The following is a 17,391-nucleotide window of genomic DNA, read 5'->3' on the forward strand; positions in this document are numbered from 1 at the left end:
TATGATTTAAGGGTGGGGAGAAATGTTAATTGAATTATCGATCAAGCATTTTGCAATTATCGAAGAGTTAACCATCCCCTTTGAAAAAGGTCTCACTGTTTTAACAGGAGAGACAGGGGCTGGTAAATCAATTATTATTGATGCGATTGGCTTGCTTCTTGGAGGAAGAGGTTCGGTTGAATTTGTCCGACATGGCGAAAAACGGGCTGAAATTGAAGGGTTATTTAGTATTGAAAATGAACATCCGGTTTTGAGAAAAATGGAGGACTTAGGCATAGAAATTGAGGAGAACATGCTCATTTTAAGGCGCGATATTAATGCACAAGGAAAAAGCATTTGCCGAATTAATGGCAAGCTTGTTACGCTCGGTATTTTGCGAGAAATAGGTCAAACGCTTGTTGATATTCATGGGCAGCATGAACATCAAGCATTGATGCAAACGGAATACCATATTAGCATGCTCGATAGCTTTGCAAAGGACGAACTTCACTCGACTCTAGAAGAGTACCAACATTTATATGGACGGTTACGAAGCTTACAAAAGCAAGTAAAGGCTTTAAATGAAAATGAACAAGAAATGGCACAAAAAGTTGATTTATTTCGTTATCAACTTGATGAAATTGGACAGGCTAATTTAGAGCCTGATGAAGACGTCCGGCTAACAGAAGAGCGTCATAAGCTTTCTAATAGTGAGAAGCTTTATAAAACGCTCCAAGATGGTTATGAAAGCTTATATGGTGACGGAAGAGGACTTGATTTTCTTTCAAATGCTGTTTCTCACTTAGAAGAAGCCGCTTCAATTGATAAAAGCCTTGCCACGTTATTTGAAAATGTAAGCAATAGCTATTACTTACTTGAAGAAGCGACCTTTTCGTTACGAGATCAAATAGAAGATGTGGAGTTTGACCCTAATCGCTTAGAAATGATTGAGGAACGTTTAGATGAAATTCAACGGTTAAAAAGAAAATATGGAGCAACCGTTGAGGATATTTTAGAATATGCTGCAAAGATTGAGGACGAATTAGATACGCTTATTCATAAGGATGACCGAATTCAACGGTTACAAGAGGAGCTTGACTCATTATTGTTAGATGTCGCTGTCGAAGCTAAGGCGATAACTGAGATTCGATTAAAAGCCGCAAAGAAATTAACCGAAGCGATACATAAACAATTAAAGGCCCTCTATATGGAGAAAACGGTGTTTGATATTCGTATTCAGGATAGAATCTCAAGTAAACAAGAAAACCTTAAAAATCCCGTCGGTCATTTTGGTCCAAATGGGAAGGATGAAGTTGAGTTTTTCATTGCTACGAATCCAGGTGAACCACTTAAACCTTTGACAAAAATCGCTTCTGGCGGTGAGATTTCAAGAATTATGCTTGCGTTAAAATCAATTTTTTCATCAAACCAAGGATTAACCTCAGTTATTTTTGATGAAGTTGATACAGGTGTCAGTGGAAGAGTTGCTCAAGCAATAGCTGAGAAAATTCACGGTATTTCGGCGAATTCTCAAGTTTTATGTATCACCCATTTACCACAAGTGGCTGCTATGGCGGATACACATTTGTACATTTCAAAACAGGAAAATGAACACCGTGTTAAAACATCAGTGACACCTTTGTCTATGAATGAAAAAGCTCATGAAATTGCGCGAATGATTTCAGGTGTGGAAGTGACGGAATTAACGAAAAAGCATGCGGAGGAATTACTTGTACTTGCTGCGCAACACAAGAAAGAAATGAAAAGCTAACCAATAAAGGTTAGCTTTTTTCTTTCTAATCCAGTTATAAATGTAGGTCCACAAGGTAACATTAATAGTACAGCCATATGAGGTGTGGGCTGGGAGCTAGGAGTGTGAAGAGAGTGAGAGGCGATCAAATTAGAAAAGCAACAGGAATATGTATTCTTCTGTTCCTTCTTAGCTTAGGTTTTTCATCAACTATGAAGGATTGGGTTACAGTCCCTACTTCAATGACCATGTTTGAAGGGGAAAACACTGAACTTTATGAAGCACATGGTTCAATGGATGCCATAACTGTTTCAACGAACGAACCTAGTCTTGCTTTTTCATTAAAGAATAATCAAAATGAAACAGCATCAGCGATGATTTCAAGCGAAAAACTAGGGAAGCAGCGAATGACGATGGAAGTTGCTGGTTTTCCAATAAAGCAGGTAGATGTGAATGTCCTACCAAAAACAGAGGTTATTCCTGGTGGACAATCCATAGGTGTGAAACTAAATACAGAAGGAGTATTAGTAGTCGGTCATCATCTTGTTCAAACAGAGGAAGGCGACCAATCTCCAGGAGAAGAAGCTGGAATTGAGATTGGGGATATGATTACGCAAATTGACGGTCATGATATTCAACGCATGAGTGAAGTTGCTGATTATGTACAAGTTGCTGGGGAAGAGGGAAGAAGTTTAGAAATTACGATAAAGCGTGACAAGCAGATGCAAACAAAGACATTGACCCCTTTAAAGGCGAAAGGGGAACATTCTTATCGTATGGGGTTGTATATCCGAGATTCAGCTGCGGGTGTCGGTACATTAACTTTCTATGATCCTGAAACTAAAAAATATGGAGCGCTTGGTCACGTTATTTCAGACGTAGATACGATGAAACCGATTGTTGTTCATGATGGACAAATCATTCGTTCATCTGTAACTTCAATCGAAAAAGGAAGTAACGGTGACCCAGGTGAGAAATTAGCAAGCTTTGCACAGCAGCGAGATGTTTTAGGTACTATTGAAAAAAATAGCCCGTTTGGCATTTTTGGAACATTAGATTCGAAAACCAAATTAAAAAACGACATACATGACTCGAAAATGCCGATAACTCTATCTAACCATGTAGAGGAAGGTCCTGCAAAAATCCTTACGGTTGTTGATGGGGAAGGTGTAGAAGAGTTCGATATTGAGATTGTTAGCTCGGTTCCACAAAAAGAACCTGCAACAAAAGGGTTAGTTATAAAAGTAACCGATCCTAAATTACTTGAATCAACGGGTGGCATCGTTCAAGGAATGAGCGGAAGTCCTATTATTCAAAATGGGAAACTTGTAGGTGCGGTTACACATGTTTTTGTAAATGATCCAACGTCAGGATATGGATGTCATATTAGCTGGATGTTAGAAGAAGCAGGAATTGAAATAGAGAAAAAAGAGGCCAAAGCGAGCTAACTCGTTTTGGCCTTTTCTTTTTATTAGGAAAAAGTTAAAATTAGCAAAGGAATTATGATATGATGAATATAAAGAAAATTCGACAAACCTTAGGATAAAAAGTAGGTTAAGATCGAAAGGGGTCGAAAACACGAGTAATAATGAGCAAATAAAAGAAAATCTAAAAAAAACGAATATTTTTTAGAAAAAGAGAAGGAAATGAGCCATCACTGTCGAAATTTACATTTATGACAAACTAACTAGAAATGAGGAGGACGTTTCGTGCAAAAAGTGAAGGTATGTATCGCAGATGATAACCGTGAATTAGTCAATTTATTGAATGAATACATCGCAACGCAGGAAGATATGGTCGTAGAAGGTGTTGCATATAATGGTCAGGAGTGTTTAAATCTCGTTGAAGAGTTTCAACCAGATGTTTTAATTTTAGATATTATCATGCCTCATCTTGACGGATTAGCTGTATTAGAAAAAATGAACCAAATGAAATTATCAAAAAAACCAAATATCATCATGTTAACGGCTTTTGGTCAAGAAGATGTGACAAAAAAAGCCGTTGATTTAGGTGCTTCTTATTATGTACTTAAGCCATTTGATATGGAAATTTTAATTTCAAACATTCGTGAAATTGGTGGACAAAAGCAAGCTTTTGTTCAAAAATCGTCGGCAGCATCTTTAATTCTTGGAAATAGTCAAGCATCACAAGTAAGTCGACATGACTCAAACAACGGCTTTAATTTGGATGCAAGCATTACAAGTATTATTCATGAAATCGGTGTGCCAGCACATATAAAAGGATACATGTATTTACGTGAGGCCATTACAATGGTTTATAACGATATTGAGTTATTAGGCTCGATTACAAAGGTTCTCTATCCAGATATTGCAAAGAAATTTAAAACGACGGCAAGTCGTGTTGAACGTGCCATTCGTCATGCAATTGAAGTTGCATGGAGTCGTGGAAATATTGATTCAATTTCATCGTTATTCGGTTATACAGTCAGTCATTCAAAAGCGAAGCCAACAAACTCAGAGTTTATCGCAATGGTTGCGGATAAATTACGAATCGAGCATAAGGTTAGCTGAAAGAGTGAGAATAATAAGTAAGAAAACCTTCTTTAGTAAATCTAAGAAGAAGTAATGGCTTTGCACGTTACGCGCCTTGCTACGAGAAAACCACTCGTAGCAAGGCTTTTAAGATCGGGCAACGGCTACGCGCATTACATAAGGCCACTGAAAAAGGAAAAACCACCTTTTTTTCAGTGGCCTAGCTTATGGCGGTTTTTTCTATTTCGTTAACTTGTGGTAAATTCTCGAAAATTGCTCATACTATAACCAAATGAAGCAGAGAGGGTTTTGGTTATGAGTTCGATTTTGACAGGGAATGTATATGAGCATAGACGAACAAAAGAGTTATTACGCTATATTCCTTCAGAAGCAATTGCCCTTATTTGGCACGAAGATTTAGATGGCATGGCTGTCGAGGGCCTAATGAAAAAGCGTGTGAAGGCTGTCATTAACGGTAAGCCTTCGATGAGTGGACGGTATAAGCATACGAATGTATCCACGCTTCTTAACGCAGGAATCCCTGTTTTTGATGTAATAACTACGTTTCAGCAATGGGAATGCTTTAACGGAGAAGAAATCCTCATAAAAGACAATACATTACATGTACGGAAAGAGGGAGATTTTGCTGAAATAGCGTCTGTGCATTTATATACTCCGTCTACGATTGAAGCTCTATTAAAGAAGGCTTCTCAAGCTTATCCAGATCAACTTACATCGTTTGTAGAGAACACTGTTGATTATGCTAAAAGAGAATGCACATACTTCTTAACTGAACCAAAACTGCCTCAATCCTTGAAATCATTAAATGGCTATGATGTATTAATTGTTGCACGAAGTCCATATTATGAACATGATTTAAGGGCTGTCCGTAACATGTTAAAGAAGAAAAAAGTGAAAATCATTGCGATTGATGGTGCCGCAGATGGAATTTTAAGGATGAACCTTACTCCAGATTTTATTTTGGGGGATATGGACTCCATTTCAATCGAAGGCCTTCAATGCGGTGCCACGATTCTTTGTCACGAAAATATGCAAGGTTTATCACCAGGTAAGGAACGCCTTTTGCAATATGGGATTGAGGCGGAAACGATTACCTTTGTAGGGACAAGTGAGGATGTTGCTATCCATGCTGCCCATTGGTCAGGAGCAAGTCATCTATATTTAATTGGTTGTCGTATTAGTCTACATGAGTTTTTAGAAAAAGGCAGAGCAGGAATGGGAGCAAGTCTTTTAAACAGAATTCAGGCTGGAGACCGAATAACAGATTTAAAAGGAATACACCGTTTAGTACATCCAAACGATTTAAAGAAACAGTGGCTATCAAACATTTTCTTACAGCTTGAAAAACTTCGCTTCAAACTTCGAAACCAGTTTTTAAACTTAGGGCGTTTTAATGTTTGGAGAAAAAAGGAGGCGATACGCCATGAGTAAAGTTTCTGTGGTTATCCCTGCTTTTAATGAGGAAAGGTACTTAGAGAAAACGATTCACGCTGTGCGTACACTTCCATTTGAGCTGGAAGTGATCGTTGTTAACGATGGTAGTCAGGATGGAACAGGTATGCTAGCAGAAAAATTAGCGGAGCATGCTATTCATTTCTCAAAAAATCAAGGGAAGGGTAAGGCCCTTCAAGCGGCATGGAGGCAGGTAGAAGGTGAGTATATCCTTTGTTTAGATGCAGATTTACAGGAAAGTGCTGCTGAAGCCATTCATTTACTACAGCCCTTGTTTGAAGAAAAAGCTGATGTAATTATATCAAAAGTGAAGCCAGGGGCCAAAAGTGGATTTGGTTTCATTAAACGCCGTGCTCAATCGATCGTCTATAAGAAAACCGGAATTCGATTAGAGGCCCCACTTTCAGGTCAACGAGCATTTCATCGTCAATTACTTCCAATCCTCCTGCGGGGACGATATGAAGGCTTTGGAGTTGAAACACAGATGTCAATCGATATATTAAAGGCAAATGCAACAATTCTTGAGGTCGAAACGAACATGAAGCATCGAGAAATGGGGAAAACGGTAACTGGATTTCGGCATCGCTTCAAACAGTGGTTGGAAATTGAGCGTAATTGTAGAGAGGTGGGACCATCATGATATTAATCCTTCTTTTACCTGTTATGGCTCTCTTAAGTATGTTTGCATTTCGTTGTGCAAATTGGACAACTATAAATTATGAAGGCCAGCAAATCCCTTATAGCTTAGGTGTTTTTGTTGTTTTTTCGTATGCTGTCCTTTGTGCCTTTCCTCCTACTCAGTCGCTTGTCTTTTCTTATGGTGCATTGGCGTATGTAATTGGAATTTGGCTGATTGGCTTTTTAGATGATCGTTTTGGTCAAGCATACCCTAAAGGATTAAAAGGGCATTTCTCCTGTTTAGTAGCAGAAAAAAAAGTAACAACTGGAGTTATGAAAGTGATCGGAACGTTACTCATTGCAATGCTGTTTACGTATTATTACCAACCACAATCCGTCTGGGAAGGAATCCGTTGTTTTCTATTATTAACATGGCTACCCCATGTAATGAACTTATTTGACACTCGACCATTGAGAGTATGGAAGGTAGTCCTCTTTTTTACAGTAATCCTTCTGCTTACAGTAGCACTTCCCTCTCTGACGATGATGATTTACTTATTAGTGGTATTTTATCTAACCTTCGTACTTGAAGGGCATCGACGGGCAATGCTTGGAGATAATGGTGCAACTGCAGTAGGGGCAATCTTAGCACTCTTGACCGTATCACATACTTCAATTATTTTTCAATCCGCTGTGATTATCCTATCATTTTCTCTTATGGTAATCGCAGAACGAATGTCGTTTTCTGCATTAATCGAACAACGTTCTGTATTACGTTGGGTAGATAAGATTGGTATTCCGTCAAGAAGATAGAGCAGAGTAGCTAAGTTAAGCTTCTCTGCTCTATTTTTGATTTCTCTTTTGAAAACGAGGAGCAATTTTTCCATTTTTTCGATCACGATAAAAGATAAACCCACCAATAAAGCTTAATCCTGCCAGAAAAAAAATAAAACCAGCGGTAAATTGAATTAGAAGAGAAGGATAAGGTGTATTTAATAGTTGAAAAATCGTATCTCGCATCAACTTAATTCCGTAACCAGCAATGACAGCTGGGATAATTAAAATCATTAAAGCAATAAAACGTCCCATAGTTACATTCCTCTTTTTTATTTGTTCATATATAATATTTTAGCCGAAATCTAGTATTATGTACATCTTAGTAGTTGCAACTTTGTGTCATTTGAGTAATAGTTGAAGAAGGAGAAATTAAGAGTTGAACTTAGGACCCGGTCTTAATTTTATTGAACATCATATTGATGCTATTTCAAACATAAGCTGTATATAAAGAATATATGTATATTGTGATGTCAATGCTTTGTGGGACAACCATTGCATTGTATAATAGGTAATAAGTAAGTCTTTTGTAAAACAATATCGAGAAGGTGTAATATAGCAGTAAGTGGTTTAAATGGTTTTGTAAAAGATCCGATTAAAATCAAATGAAGGCATTTTAAAAGCTGTGACGAAAGTAATTTGGATAGAAAAGAAAGAGGGGATGAAGGTGGCAGAGGAGTACGATTTAGTCATACTTGGCGCGGGAACAGGTGGCTATGTAGCTGCAATCCGAGCTGCTCAATACGGGCTGAAGGTAGCCATTGTAGAAAAAGATAAGCTTGGGGGAACTTGCCTTCATAAAGGATGTATACCTAGTAAGGCTTTACTCCGAAGTGCCGAGGTCTTTGCAACAGTCAAACGTGCGGACGATTTTGGAGTTTCGACAAGTGGAGTTTCGCTTGATTTTTCGAAAGTTCAGAAACGAAAAGAAACCATTATTAAGCAGCTCTATCAGGGCGTTAAACAGTTAATGAATAAAGGAAAGATTGATGTATTTGAAGGGACGGGTAGAATTCTAGGTCCTTCGATCTTTTCTCCGACACCTGGAACTGTTTCTGTAGAAATGGCAAATGGTGAGGAAAACAAAATGCTGATAGGTCAAAATGTCATTATAGCAACAGGCTCATCTGCAAGAACCATTGCAGGTCTCGACGTCGATGGTTCACAAATTCTTACATCTGAAGAAGCATTAGAACTAGAGTCGCTGCCGACGTCGATGATTATTGTAGGTGGTGGCGTGATTGGGATTGAATGGGCGTCAATGCTAGCGGATTTTGGTGTAGATGTTACTGTCCTTGAAGCTGGCCCACAGATTCTTCCGACAGAAGATATAGATATTACCCGTGAGGCAACGAAACTATTAAAGAAAAAGGGCGTTCAAATAATGACGTCTGCAAAAATAGACGTGGACTCTTTGGAGAAAAGCGAAGAGCATGTATCGATTACATATGAAATGAATGAAAACAAAGAACGAATTCAAGCAGATAAATTACTTCTTTCAGTTGGTCGTCGTGCAAATGTAAAGGGGATAGGACTCGAAAATACTGATATTGAGGTTGAAGATGGTTCAATCGTTGTAAATGAATTTTATCAAACGAAGGAATCTCATATTTACGCGATAGGGGATGTGATTGGCGGGTTGCAGCTAGCGCATGTTGCCTCTCATGAGGGACTAATAGCTGTTGACCATCTGGCACGCAAAAAGCCAACACCAATCGATTATCTGTCGGTTCCAAAATGTATTTATAGTCATCCTGAAATTGCGAGTGTTGGGTTGACGGAGGAAGAGGCAGTAGAAAAGGGCTATAAAGTAAAAGTGGGAAGATTCCCTTTTAAAGGAATTGGGAAAGCACTAGTTTTCGGGGAGACTGACGGGTTTGTTAAACTAATAGCAAATGAAGAGAATGATGATTTACTTGGTATACATATGATTGGTCCACATGTAACTGACATGATTTCTGAAGCGGCTATTGCGAAAGTATTAGATGCTGCACATTGGGAAGTCGCACAAACGATTCACCCACACCCTACTTTATCAGAAATTATTGGCGAGGCTGCATTAGCAGTAGATGGACTAGCAATCCATTCATAATAAAGGAGGAAATACAATGTCTGGAAACCGACACCAAGCATTAGGCTTATCAGATGATAAGGTGTTAAATATGTACGAAATGATGCTTCTTGCACGAAAAATTGATGAACGGATGTGGTTATTAAATCGAGCAGGAAAGATCCCATTCGTCGTATCATGCCAAGGACAGGAAGCAGCTCAAATTGGGGCGTCGTTCGCACTTGATCGTGAAAAAGACTATATTCTACCATACTACCGTGATTTAGGTGTTGTCTTAGCTTTCGGAATGACGACGCGTGAAGTCATGCTTTCAAATTTTGCTAAGGCGGAGGATCCAAACTCGGGCGGACGCCAAATGCCCGGACATTTTGGCCAGCGGAAAAACCGTATTGTGACAGGGTCTTCTCCAGTAACGACTCAGGTGCCTCATGCGGTCGGGATAGCGTTAGGGGGAAGATTAGAAGGGAAGGATTTTGTAACCTTTACAACCTTCGGCGAAGGCTCATCAAACCAAGGTGATTTCCATGAGGGCTTAAACTTTGCCGCAGTTCATAAATTGCCGTGTATTTTCATGTGTGAAAACAATAAATATGCGATTTCTGTTCCACTAGAGAAGCAATTGGCGTGTGAGAATGTGTCAGACAGAGCAATTGGCTATGGGATGCCTGGGGTGACTGTAGATGGCAATGACCCGCTTGCAGTTTATGAAGCGGTAAAGGAAGCTGCCGAGCGTGGCCGACGTGGTGAAGGGCCGACGTTAGTCGAAGCTGTTTGTTATCGATTAACGCCACATTCAAGTGATGACGACGACAGAACCTACCGTTCTCGTGAAGAGGTGGATGATGCGAAGAAGCTTGATCCGATTCATACATTTGCAGACTATTTACGTGAGGTAGGGCTATTAACGGATGAGAGTTTACAGGAGATGGAAGAGCGAATCGCGAGTCTAATCAATAATGCAACAGATTATGCAGAAAATGCACCGTATGCTGATCCTGAAGATGCTTTAAAGCACGTTTACGCCGAATAGGAAGGGGGAAACTACATGCCAGTAATTTCATATATCGAGGCAGTTACACAAGCATTAAAAGAAGAAATGGAACGAGATGAGAAAGTCTTTGTTCTTGGGGAAGATGTTGGAGCACGAGGAGGGGTCTTTCGTGCAACGAATGGGTTATATGAACAGTTTGGTGAACAACGTGTGATTGATACTCCACTTGCAGAATCAGCAATTGCAGGGGTTGGAGTTGGTGCAGCAATGTATGGCATGCGTCCAGTTGCAGAGATGCAATTTGCTGATTTCATTATGCCAGCTGTAAACCAGATTGTTTCCGAGGCGGCTAAGATCCGCTACCGTTCGAATAATGATTGGCAATGTCCAATTACGATCCGAGCACCATATGGCGGTGGGGTTCATGGGGCGCTGTATCATTCGCAATCGGTCGAAGCGCTGTTTGCAAATGTACCAGGTCTTAAGATTGTCATGCCTTCTACTCCGTATGATGTAAAAGGACTGTTAAAGGCAGCAATTCGTGACGATGATCCTGTACTCTTTTTTGAACATAAGCGTGCCTACAGGTTAATTAAGGGGGAAGTCCCTGAAGATGACTATACCCTTCCAATAGGAAAAGCAGATGTAAAAAAAGAAGGCGATGATATTACTGTCATTACATATGGCCTTTGTGTACATTTTGCATTACAAGCCGCTGAACGATTAGAAAAAGATGGGATTTCCGCTCATATTCTTGATCTTCGTACAGTCTATCCACTTGATAAAGAAGCGATTATTGAGGCGGCAAGTCGGACAGGTAAAGTTTTATTAGTAACAGAGGCAAATAAAGAAGGAAGCATTATGAGTGAGGTTGCGGCGATTATTGCCGAGCATTGTTTATTTGATTTAGATGCACCAATTCAACGTTTGGCAGGTCCAGATGTTCCGGCTATGCCTTATGCGCCTACAATGGAAAAATTCTTTATGGTGAATCCAGAAAAAGTCGAAAAAGCGATGCGAGAATTGGCTGAATTTTAGTAGTAGGGGGAATAACATGGCGACGAACATTACGATGCCTCAACTTGGAGAAAGTGTAACCGAGGGAACAATTAGTAAATGGCTAGTGAAGCCAGGTGACAAAGTGAATAAATATGACCCACTTGCTGAGGTTATGACAGATAAGGTGAATGCAGATGTGCCTTCATCCTATACTGGAACAATTAAAGAGCTTCTTGTGGCCGAGGATGAAACGGTAGCAGTAGGAACCGTTATTTGTACAATTGAGGCGGAGGAAGTACCGAAAGAACTTAAGGCTGAACCAGTAAATCAGCAGAAAACGGAATCAGTCTTGACAACTTCGGATGATTCACAAAAAAACCGCTACTCTCCTGCGGTGTTGAAATTAGCACAAGAGCACGATATCTCTCTTGAGAACGTGAAAGGAACAGGCAAGGGCGGAAGAATTACTCGGAAAGACATTCAGAATATCATTGAGCATGGTCCAGAGACAAACAATGAGGAACCAACGATTCCTGAAGTGAAAATTGATTTTAAAAAACAACCAGTTCCTGTACCAACACTTAGTACGGACGTAGAGGTACCTGTTACAGGAGTACGCAAAGCCATTGCCGAAAATATGGTCCGTAGTAAGCATGAGGCGCCGCATGCATGGATGATGGTTGAAGTAGATGTGACAAACCTAGTGAATTATCGCCAACGAGTAAAGGAAAGCTTTAAGGAACAAGAGGGGATGAATTTAACCTTCTTACCATTTTTCATTAAAGCAACGGTTGAAGCTTTAAAGGAATATCCACAAGTTAATTCAATGTGGGGAGGAAATAAAATTATTCAAAAGAAGGATATCAACGTTTCTGTCGCTGTGGCAGCAGAGGATGCATTGTTTGTTCCGGTGATTAAGCAGGCCGATGAAAAGACGATAAAAGGTCTTGCGCGAGAAGTGCAAAATTTAGCAAACAAAGCTCGTACGGGTCAGTTAACATTGGCTGATACTGAAGGTGGAACGTTTACGATAAATAATACAGGTTCCTTTGGTTCAATTCTCTCAACACCGATTATTAATCAGCCCCAAGCGGCGATTTTATCGATTGAATCAATTGTGAAAAAGCCGGTAGTTATCGAGAGTGAAGTCGGTGACGTGATTGCGATTCGAAGTATGGTGAATTTATGCTTGTCTCTAGATCACCGAATTCTTGACGGATTAATCTGCGGACGCTTCCTTGCCCGAGTGAAGGAAAAATTAGAAAACATGAACGAAAAAACAATTTCAATTTATTAATAATAAAAAATAGTTTAATTTATGAGGGCACTGAAAAAGGGAAACTCACCCTTTTTCAGTGCCCTCTATTTTACTTAGTTGAAGTCTGCGGATTGTCTTAAGTAGTTTCTCCCATTTTTAGAACATTTCCTTGAACATACATGTTTTTCTAGTTAGTGGTTACGCTATGGTTACTATCAAGAAAGGGTGACCATTTTATGAAACGATTTCATCAGCTGTTTTTACTATCGCAAGCTGCTTTTGTTGTTTGTATGCTCTCCATTTCACTAATGCAGCCTGTCTTTGCAGAGGATGAGCAAAGCAAGGAACCGAGCCAAGAGCATTGTCAGCATAATAAGGAAATGTTCAAAAAGATGCAAGTTCACATGGATTTTTACCATGAGTTGCTTGCCGAAAAATATGCACCAAATCACACAGAGGAATGGCATGAGATTCGCAAAGAACGGGATTTACTTAGAAAAAAAATAAATGAAGCAAAAAAACGCGGCGAGCTTGTTAATGAGCACAAAAACGAAGACTTTAAGGCTTTTTTTGAAAAGCATAAACAGCTACAAGTTGATTTTAGAGATGCCGTTGAAAAACGTGATGATGAAAAGATTAAACAACTTCTACCTCAGTTATTTGAACAGCATCGGCAAATGAACGAAATGTTAAAAAAGAAATTAGAGGGAGTAAATTAAACTCGCTCTAATGTTACAATCGTTCATTTCGAGGAGCAAAGCCAATGCTTTAGCATGTTTCAAAAAAATGGCAATATAGTTAAGAAGGTGTTAGTGAAATGCTAACACTTTTTTCTATGTATCGGAGTCACAGAATTGGGCAATCTCGTTTACAAATCGTAGACATTACGATATAATTCAAAACGAGACAAAACGTAATTATTACGAAAGGGGAACGTTATGAAATTGAAAGAGAGTTTATTTGCAATGATGCTCGTTCTTTCATCTTTTCTTGTGGCTTGTGGAGGCGAAGGAGAAAAAACGACAGATGAAGAGGTTACGGCTGACATCGAGGAAGATATCGTTGAAAGTACGGAATCATTAAATTTATTTACAACTATTTATCCATTAGAGGATTTTGCTAACAAAATTGGCGGTGAATTCGTTCATGTAACGAATTTAGTACCAATTGGGGCAGATGCTCATACATTTGAGCCAACGGCAAAGCAAATGATTGAGGTCGTTGAAGGAGATGCGTTTATTTATAACGGTGCAGGGTTAGAAGGATTTGTTGACGCAATTATTGATACAGTTGAAGGGGAAAATCTTAAGATTGTGAAAGCGTCAGAGGGTATTGATCTAATTGATTTTGGTTCTGACGAGCATGATGAGCACGCTCATGAGGAAGAAGCTGCTCACGCTCATGAGGAAGAGGGACATGAGGAAGAAGCTGCTCACGCTCATGAGGAAGAAGGGCATGAGGATGAGCATGGTCACGAGCATGAGGAAGAAGCACACGAAGAGTCTGTTCATGAGGACGAGCAAGAGCATAACCATGATGAAGATCCACATGTTTGGCTTGATCCAGTACGCTCTATAAAGCTAGCTGAAAATATTAAAGATACGTTAGTTGAATTAATGCCTGAACAGGAAGCTTATTTTACAACAAATTTTGACCAAGTAAAGGCTGAACTTGAAGCAATAGATGCAGAATTTAAAGAAATGAGTGAGGCTGCCAACAAAGATTCATTCCTTGTTTCTCATGCAGGGTATGGTTATTGGGAAGCGCGTTACGATGTTCACCAAATCGGCATTGCTGGTCTCTCACCGACAAATGAACCGTCACAGCGTCAGCTTCAAGATATCATTCAATTAGCAAAAGAAAAGGAATTGAATCATATTTTATTTGAACAGAACATTACTCCTAAGGTTGCTGAAATTGTAAAAAATGAGGTAGAGGCAGAAGTGTTATACCTACATAACCTTGAAGCACTTAGTAAGGAAGATGTAGAGAATGGTGAAGATTATTTTTCTTTAATGAAAAAGAATATTGAATCGCTACGTACAGCTTTACAATAAGAATACAATAGGGGTGTCATAAGGGGGGGAAGTTGCCTGAATGATGCCCCTATTATTTGTTGTTGCTATACATAAACGTAAGCAATTTTATTTGGTTTATTTTTAAGAAAAGGTTACAATAGTAGTAAGAATTTCATGGTAGGAGGCGTTATCATCTATGCAATTTAACTTTTTTATGAATGATGTCGTAGAAATCGCTCGTAAGGAAATGGTTGAAGCCGGTTATCAAGAACTTACAACCCCTGAAGACGTTGACCAGGTTTTGAATGAGGAAGGTACGACACTTGTTATGATAAACTCAGTTTGTGGCTGTGCTGGTGGGATTGCTCGTCCAGCTGCAGCTTATATGAAGAACTACGATAAAAAACCAGATCGTTTTGTTACTGTATTTGCAGGACAGGACAAGGAAGCGACGGCAAAAGCACGTAGCTATTTTACTGGATATGCGCCATCTTCCCCTTCGTTCGCGTTGTTAAAAGATGGGGAAATTTTAACGATGGTTGAACGCCACGAAATTGAAGGACATGAACCAATTCAAGTTGTTCAAAAGCTCGAGAAGGCTTTTGATGAGTATTGTGGTGCATAAAGGCATGACAAAAGGATTGATCCAAATCGTTGATATCGATTGGAGCAATCCTTTTTTAATAGGATTAGAAAGAGTCGTTTAGTATTTGAGCACAAACTCGTCTCTCTAGAAAAAATATGCTATAATAATCCAGATATTGATAAAGGAGTGGGCAATTCATGCAACCATTGTACGAACAGATTCAAGTGTATTTAAATATGGATGAGGAAATTTCATTTAAAGAGTTTAGTGACTATTATAAAAAAGTGATTGACGAGCTAGCACAATCTAATGAAGGTTATGATGAAGAGACCGTTTGGAAAGCTTTATTTATCGTTGAAAATGTTATGTCTAACGCAGAGGGCCGTGCAAAAGAAAAAAAGGGAAGCGAATCAAAGAAATATACAAAGATGGCACAACGTTTACAGCTTTGGGCAAAAAACTTAGCAGCACGTCTTGGTGCGGCTGGCTATACAGAGGACGATATTAATGAAAGATTTAATGTAATGTTTGAAGAAGGTACATCCGCAAAGCAAGCATAATAAATGGAAGGGAGGGGAGTAAAACCTTGACATCTCTTCCCTTTTGTTATATATTAGATTATGTCGCTCATAAGGAATGCGCCTATGGTGAAAGGGATATCATTCAAGATTCCGGTTCTTGCGTTGTAGGTTCGAGTCCTACTAGGCGCGCCAATTATACATACTACTATAAACCTCGATTATTTAATTCGAGGTTTATTTTTTTTTTAGAGATTACTAGTTTAACTGCTATTTGGATATTTCTAAGCTTCATATTCTGAAGCTCTCATTTATGCAGGGGGCTCTGCACTAAAGTCGCAATGGCTAATACTCGTCATTCGCCCATTATGGGAACTCACTCTTAGCTGAGCGCTCATTATTGCTGTTATAATATCATTACAGGTAATACAACCTACTTACAGATGTTTTCATCGCCAATCCATTGATAAATAGAATGATAGGTTTTTAAAATCAGGATAGAGGGTATAAATAAAAGGATAAAGCAATTATAAATATAAAGGATGATTAGAATTGCGTTTACTGAAAAGGAGAAGGGGTATGGTAGTCGGATTTATCTTTATTAGTCTTATTGCTTTGACAGCATACTATATTTTTTTTTCGAAAAATAACGTGAAGGAAACTACATGGGAAGCTCATGAGTCACCAGAGGAAGCAGGCTTTTCTTCCGAAAGGTTAGCAAAGGCCAGGAGCTATTATGAGGCCTTAAATTCTACAGCCTTTATGGTCATTTATGATGGAAAGGTCCTCGTTTCATGGGGGGACGTTTCAAAAAATACGAATGCTCATTCAGTACGCAAAAGCTTTCTCAGTGCATTATATGGAATTCATATGAAAGGGGAGCAATTGCATCTTAATGATACATTAGAAACATTAGAAATAGATGATTCTCCGCCATTGACATACCTTGAAAAACAAGCAACGATACGTCACTTGTTAACCTCAACTTCAGGGGTATATCATGAGGCTGGAGAAGAATCATGGAGAATGAGGAGAAATCGACCAGGTAGAGAAACACATGAGGCTGGAAGTCATTTCTATTATAATAATTGGGACTTTAATGTGTTAGGAACCATTTTCAATAAGCAAACAAATTTAGATTTGTTTAAAGAATTTAAAGAAGCGATTGCGGATCCAATTGGTATGGAGGATTTCACGTTATTGAATACGACTTATAAAGAAGAACCACAGTTTTCAATTCATCCCTCATATTTATTTCAAATGTCAGCTAGAGATATGGCTCGATTTGGACAGCTTTATCTGCAGGAAGGAGCATGGGCTGGTCAGCAGCTCATCCCAAAAGACTGGATAAAGCTAAGCACAACAGCGCAAGCAAAGGTACCAAATAACGCTATTTATTCCTACGGGTATATGTGGTGGGTCGCAACTGAGTCTCCATTTTCAGAACTTGGACTTTACTCTGCGATAGGCCGATATGGTCAATCCATTGATATCATTCCTGAAAAAAACATGGTGTTTGTTCATCGAGTCGATTCGAACCCAAGAACATTTCGATTATTAAATCGAAGTGTGAATCAAGAGCAACGATTGCGACTTCTTGAGCTTATTTTAGAGGCACAATTGACGAAGGAAGAATTAATGGAGGATGAACGAAGCTAATAAGCATTCAAAGAGGCTGTGCCCAAAGGTTGTTTTTTAACCTTTTGGGCACAGCCTTCATGATGAGTGGGGTTCTCATCGTAAGACATGTAGCGGACGAAGCTATTGCTGTGCACGCTTTAATGCTTTTGATACAACCCCTTTC

At 39.2% G+C, this 17,391-nt stretch carries 16 protein-coding genes and 1 tRNA gene; 16 read left to right on the forward strand and 1 reads right to left on the reverse strand.

The window, feature by feature from the left end:
* Positions 1-22 precede the first annotated feature (22 nt).
* The 6 genes from recN (at position 23) to B1R93_RS14720 (ending at position 7,125) form a co-directional block, all read left to right on the forward strand.
* On the forward strand, positions 23-1,750 hold the full coding sequence (gene recN, locus B1R93_RS14695; RefSeq protein ID WP_088104736.1) for a DNA repair protein RecN: 1,728 nt from the start codon (positions 23-25) through the stop codon (positions 1,748-1,750).
* A gap of 113 nt (positions 1,751-1,863) precedes the next feature.
* Entirely contained in the window at positions 1,864-3,177 is a 1,314-nt protein-coding gene (spoIVB, locus tag B1R93_RS14700) for a SpoIVB peptidase (RefSeq protein ID WP_088104737.1), read from the forward strand.
* Positions 3,178-3,438: 261 nt separating this feature from the next.
* Positions 3,439-4,260, forward strand: coding sequence for a sporulation transcription factor Spo0A (gene spo0A, locus B1R93_RS14705; RefSeq protein ID WP_088104738.1), 822 nt, complete (start codon positions 3,439-3,441; stop codon positions 4,258-4,260).
* A 276-nt stretch (positions 4,261-4,536) separates the two neighbouring features.
* On the forward strand, positions 4,537-5,673 hold the full coding sequence (gene steA / locus B1R93_RS14710) for a putative cytokinetic ring protein SteA (RefSeq protein WP_088104739.1): 1,137 nt from the start codon (positions 4,537-4,539) through the stop codon (positions 5,671-5,673).
* Positions 5,666-6,334, forward strand: coding sequence for a glycosyltransferase family 2 protein (locus B1R93_RS14715; protein ID WP_088104740.1), 669 nt, complete (start codon positions 5,666-5,668; stop codon positions 6,332-6,334). The genes steA and B1R93_RS14715 overlap by 8 nt, the downstream gene beginning before the upstream one ends.
* Positions 6,331-7,125, forward strand: coding sequence for a hypothetical protein (locus B1R93_RS14720; RefSeq protein ID WP_088104741.1), 795 nt, complete (start codon positions 6,331-6,333; stop codon positions 7,123-7,125). Before B1R93_RS14715 ends, B1R93_RS14720 begins: the two co-directional genes overlap by 4 nt.
* 30 nt (positions 7,126-7,155) lie before the next feature.
* Here B1R93_RS14720 and B1R93_RS14725 read toward each other — a convergent pair whose 3' ends face one another.
* Positions 7,156-7,401 (reverse strand): DUF2627 domain-containing protein, encoded by a 246-nt coding sequence (locus B1R93_RS14725; protein WP_088104742.1) that lies wholly within the window; start codon positions 7,399-7,401, stop codon positions 7,156-7,158.
* A 412-nt stretch (positions 7,402-7,813) separates the two neighbouring features.
* On the opposite strand from B1R93_RS14725, the gene lpdA reads away from it, so the two are divergent.
* The 10 genes from lpdA to B1R93_RS14775 all read left to right on the forward strand — a co-directional run bounded on the left by lpdA (position 7,814) and on the right by B1R93_RS14775 (position 17,246).
* Entirely contained in the window at positions 7,814-9,238 is a 1,425-nt protein-coding gene (gene lpdA, locus B1R93_RS14730; RefSeq protein ID WP_088104743.1) for a dihydrolipoyl dehydrogenase, read from the forward strand.
* A 16-nt stretch (positions 9,239-9,254) separates the two neighbouring features.
* Positions 9,255-10,247, forward strand: coding sequence for a thiamine pyrophosphate-dependent dehydrogenase E1 component subunit alpha (locus tag B1R93_RS14735; protein ID WP_088104744.1), 993 nt, complete (start codon positions 9,255-9,257; stop codon positions 10,245-10,247).
* Positions 10,248-10,262: 15 nt separating this feature from the next.
* Positions 10,263-11,246: an alpha-ketoacid dehydrogenase subunit beta gene (locus tag B1R93_RS14740; protein ID WP_088104745.1), complete on the forward strand. Its 984-nt coding sequence runs from the start codon at positions 10,263-10,265 to the stop codon at positions 11,244-11,246.
* Between the two features lie 16 nt (positions 11,247-11,262).
* Positions 11,263-12,504: a dihydrolipoamide acetyltransferase family protein gene (locus B1R93_RS14745; protein ID WP_088104746.1), complete on the forward strand. Its 1,242-nt coding sequence runs from the start codon at positions 11,263-11,265 to the stop codon at positions 12,502-12,504.
* Between the two features lie 197 nt (positions 12,505-12,701).
* Complete coding sequence (locus tag B1R93_RS14750; protein WP_088104747.1) at positions 12,702-13,184, forward strand: hypothetical protein; 483 nt, start codon at positions 12,702-12,704, stop codon at positions 13,182-13,184.
* A gap of 219 nt (positions 13,185-13,403) precedes the next feature.
* Positions 13,404-14,522, forward strand: a complete 1,119-nt coding sequence (locus tag B1R93_RS14755) for a metal ABC transporter solute-binding protein, Zn/Mn family (protein WP_088104748.1) — start codon at positions 13,404-13,406, stop codon at positions 14,520-14,522.
* A 157-nt stretch (positions 14,523-14,679) separates the two neighbouring features.
* Positions 14,680-15,108 carry a BrxA/BrxB family bacilliredoxin gene (locus tag B1R93_RS14760; protein WP_088104749.1) on the forward strand — a complete coding sequence of 143 codons (429 nt, stop codon included), beginning with the start codon at positions 14,680-14,682 and terminating at the stop codon, positions 15,106-15,108.
* Positions 15,109-15,266: 158 nt separating this feature from the next.
* Entirely contained in the window at positions 15,267-15,629 is a 363-nt protein-coding gene (locus B1R93_RS14765) for a hypothetical protein (RefSeq protein ID WP_088104750.1), read from the forward strand.
* Between the two features lie 78 nt (positions 15,630-15,707).
* A tRNA-Arg gene (locus B1R93_RS14770) sits at positions 15,708-15,782 on the forward strand.
* A 384-nt stretch (positions 15,783-16,166) separates the two neighbouring features.
* Positions 16,167-17,246 carry a serine hydrolase domain-containing protein gene (locus B1R93_RS14775; protein ID WP_088104751.1) on the forward strand — a complete coding sequence of 360 codons (1,080 nt, stop codon included), beginning with the start codon at positions 16,167-16,169 and terminating at the stop codon, positions 17,244-17,246.
* The last annotated feature ends 145 nt before the right edge of the window (positions 17,247-17,391 follow it).

The organism is Halalkalibacter urbisdiaboli (assembly GCF_002156385.1).
Lineage (GTDB): Bacteria > Bacillota > Bacilli > Bacillales > Bacillaceae_D > Halalkalibacter_A > Halalkalibacter_A urbisdiaboli.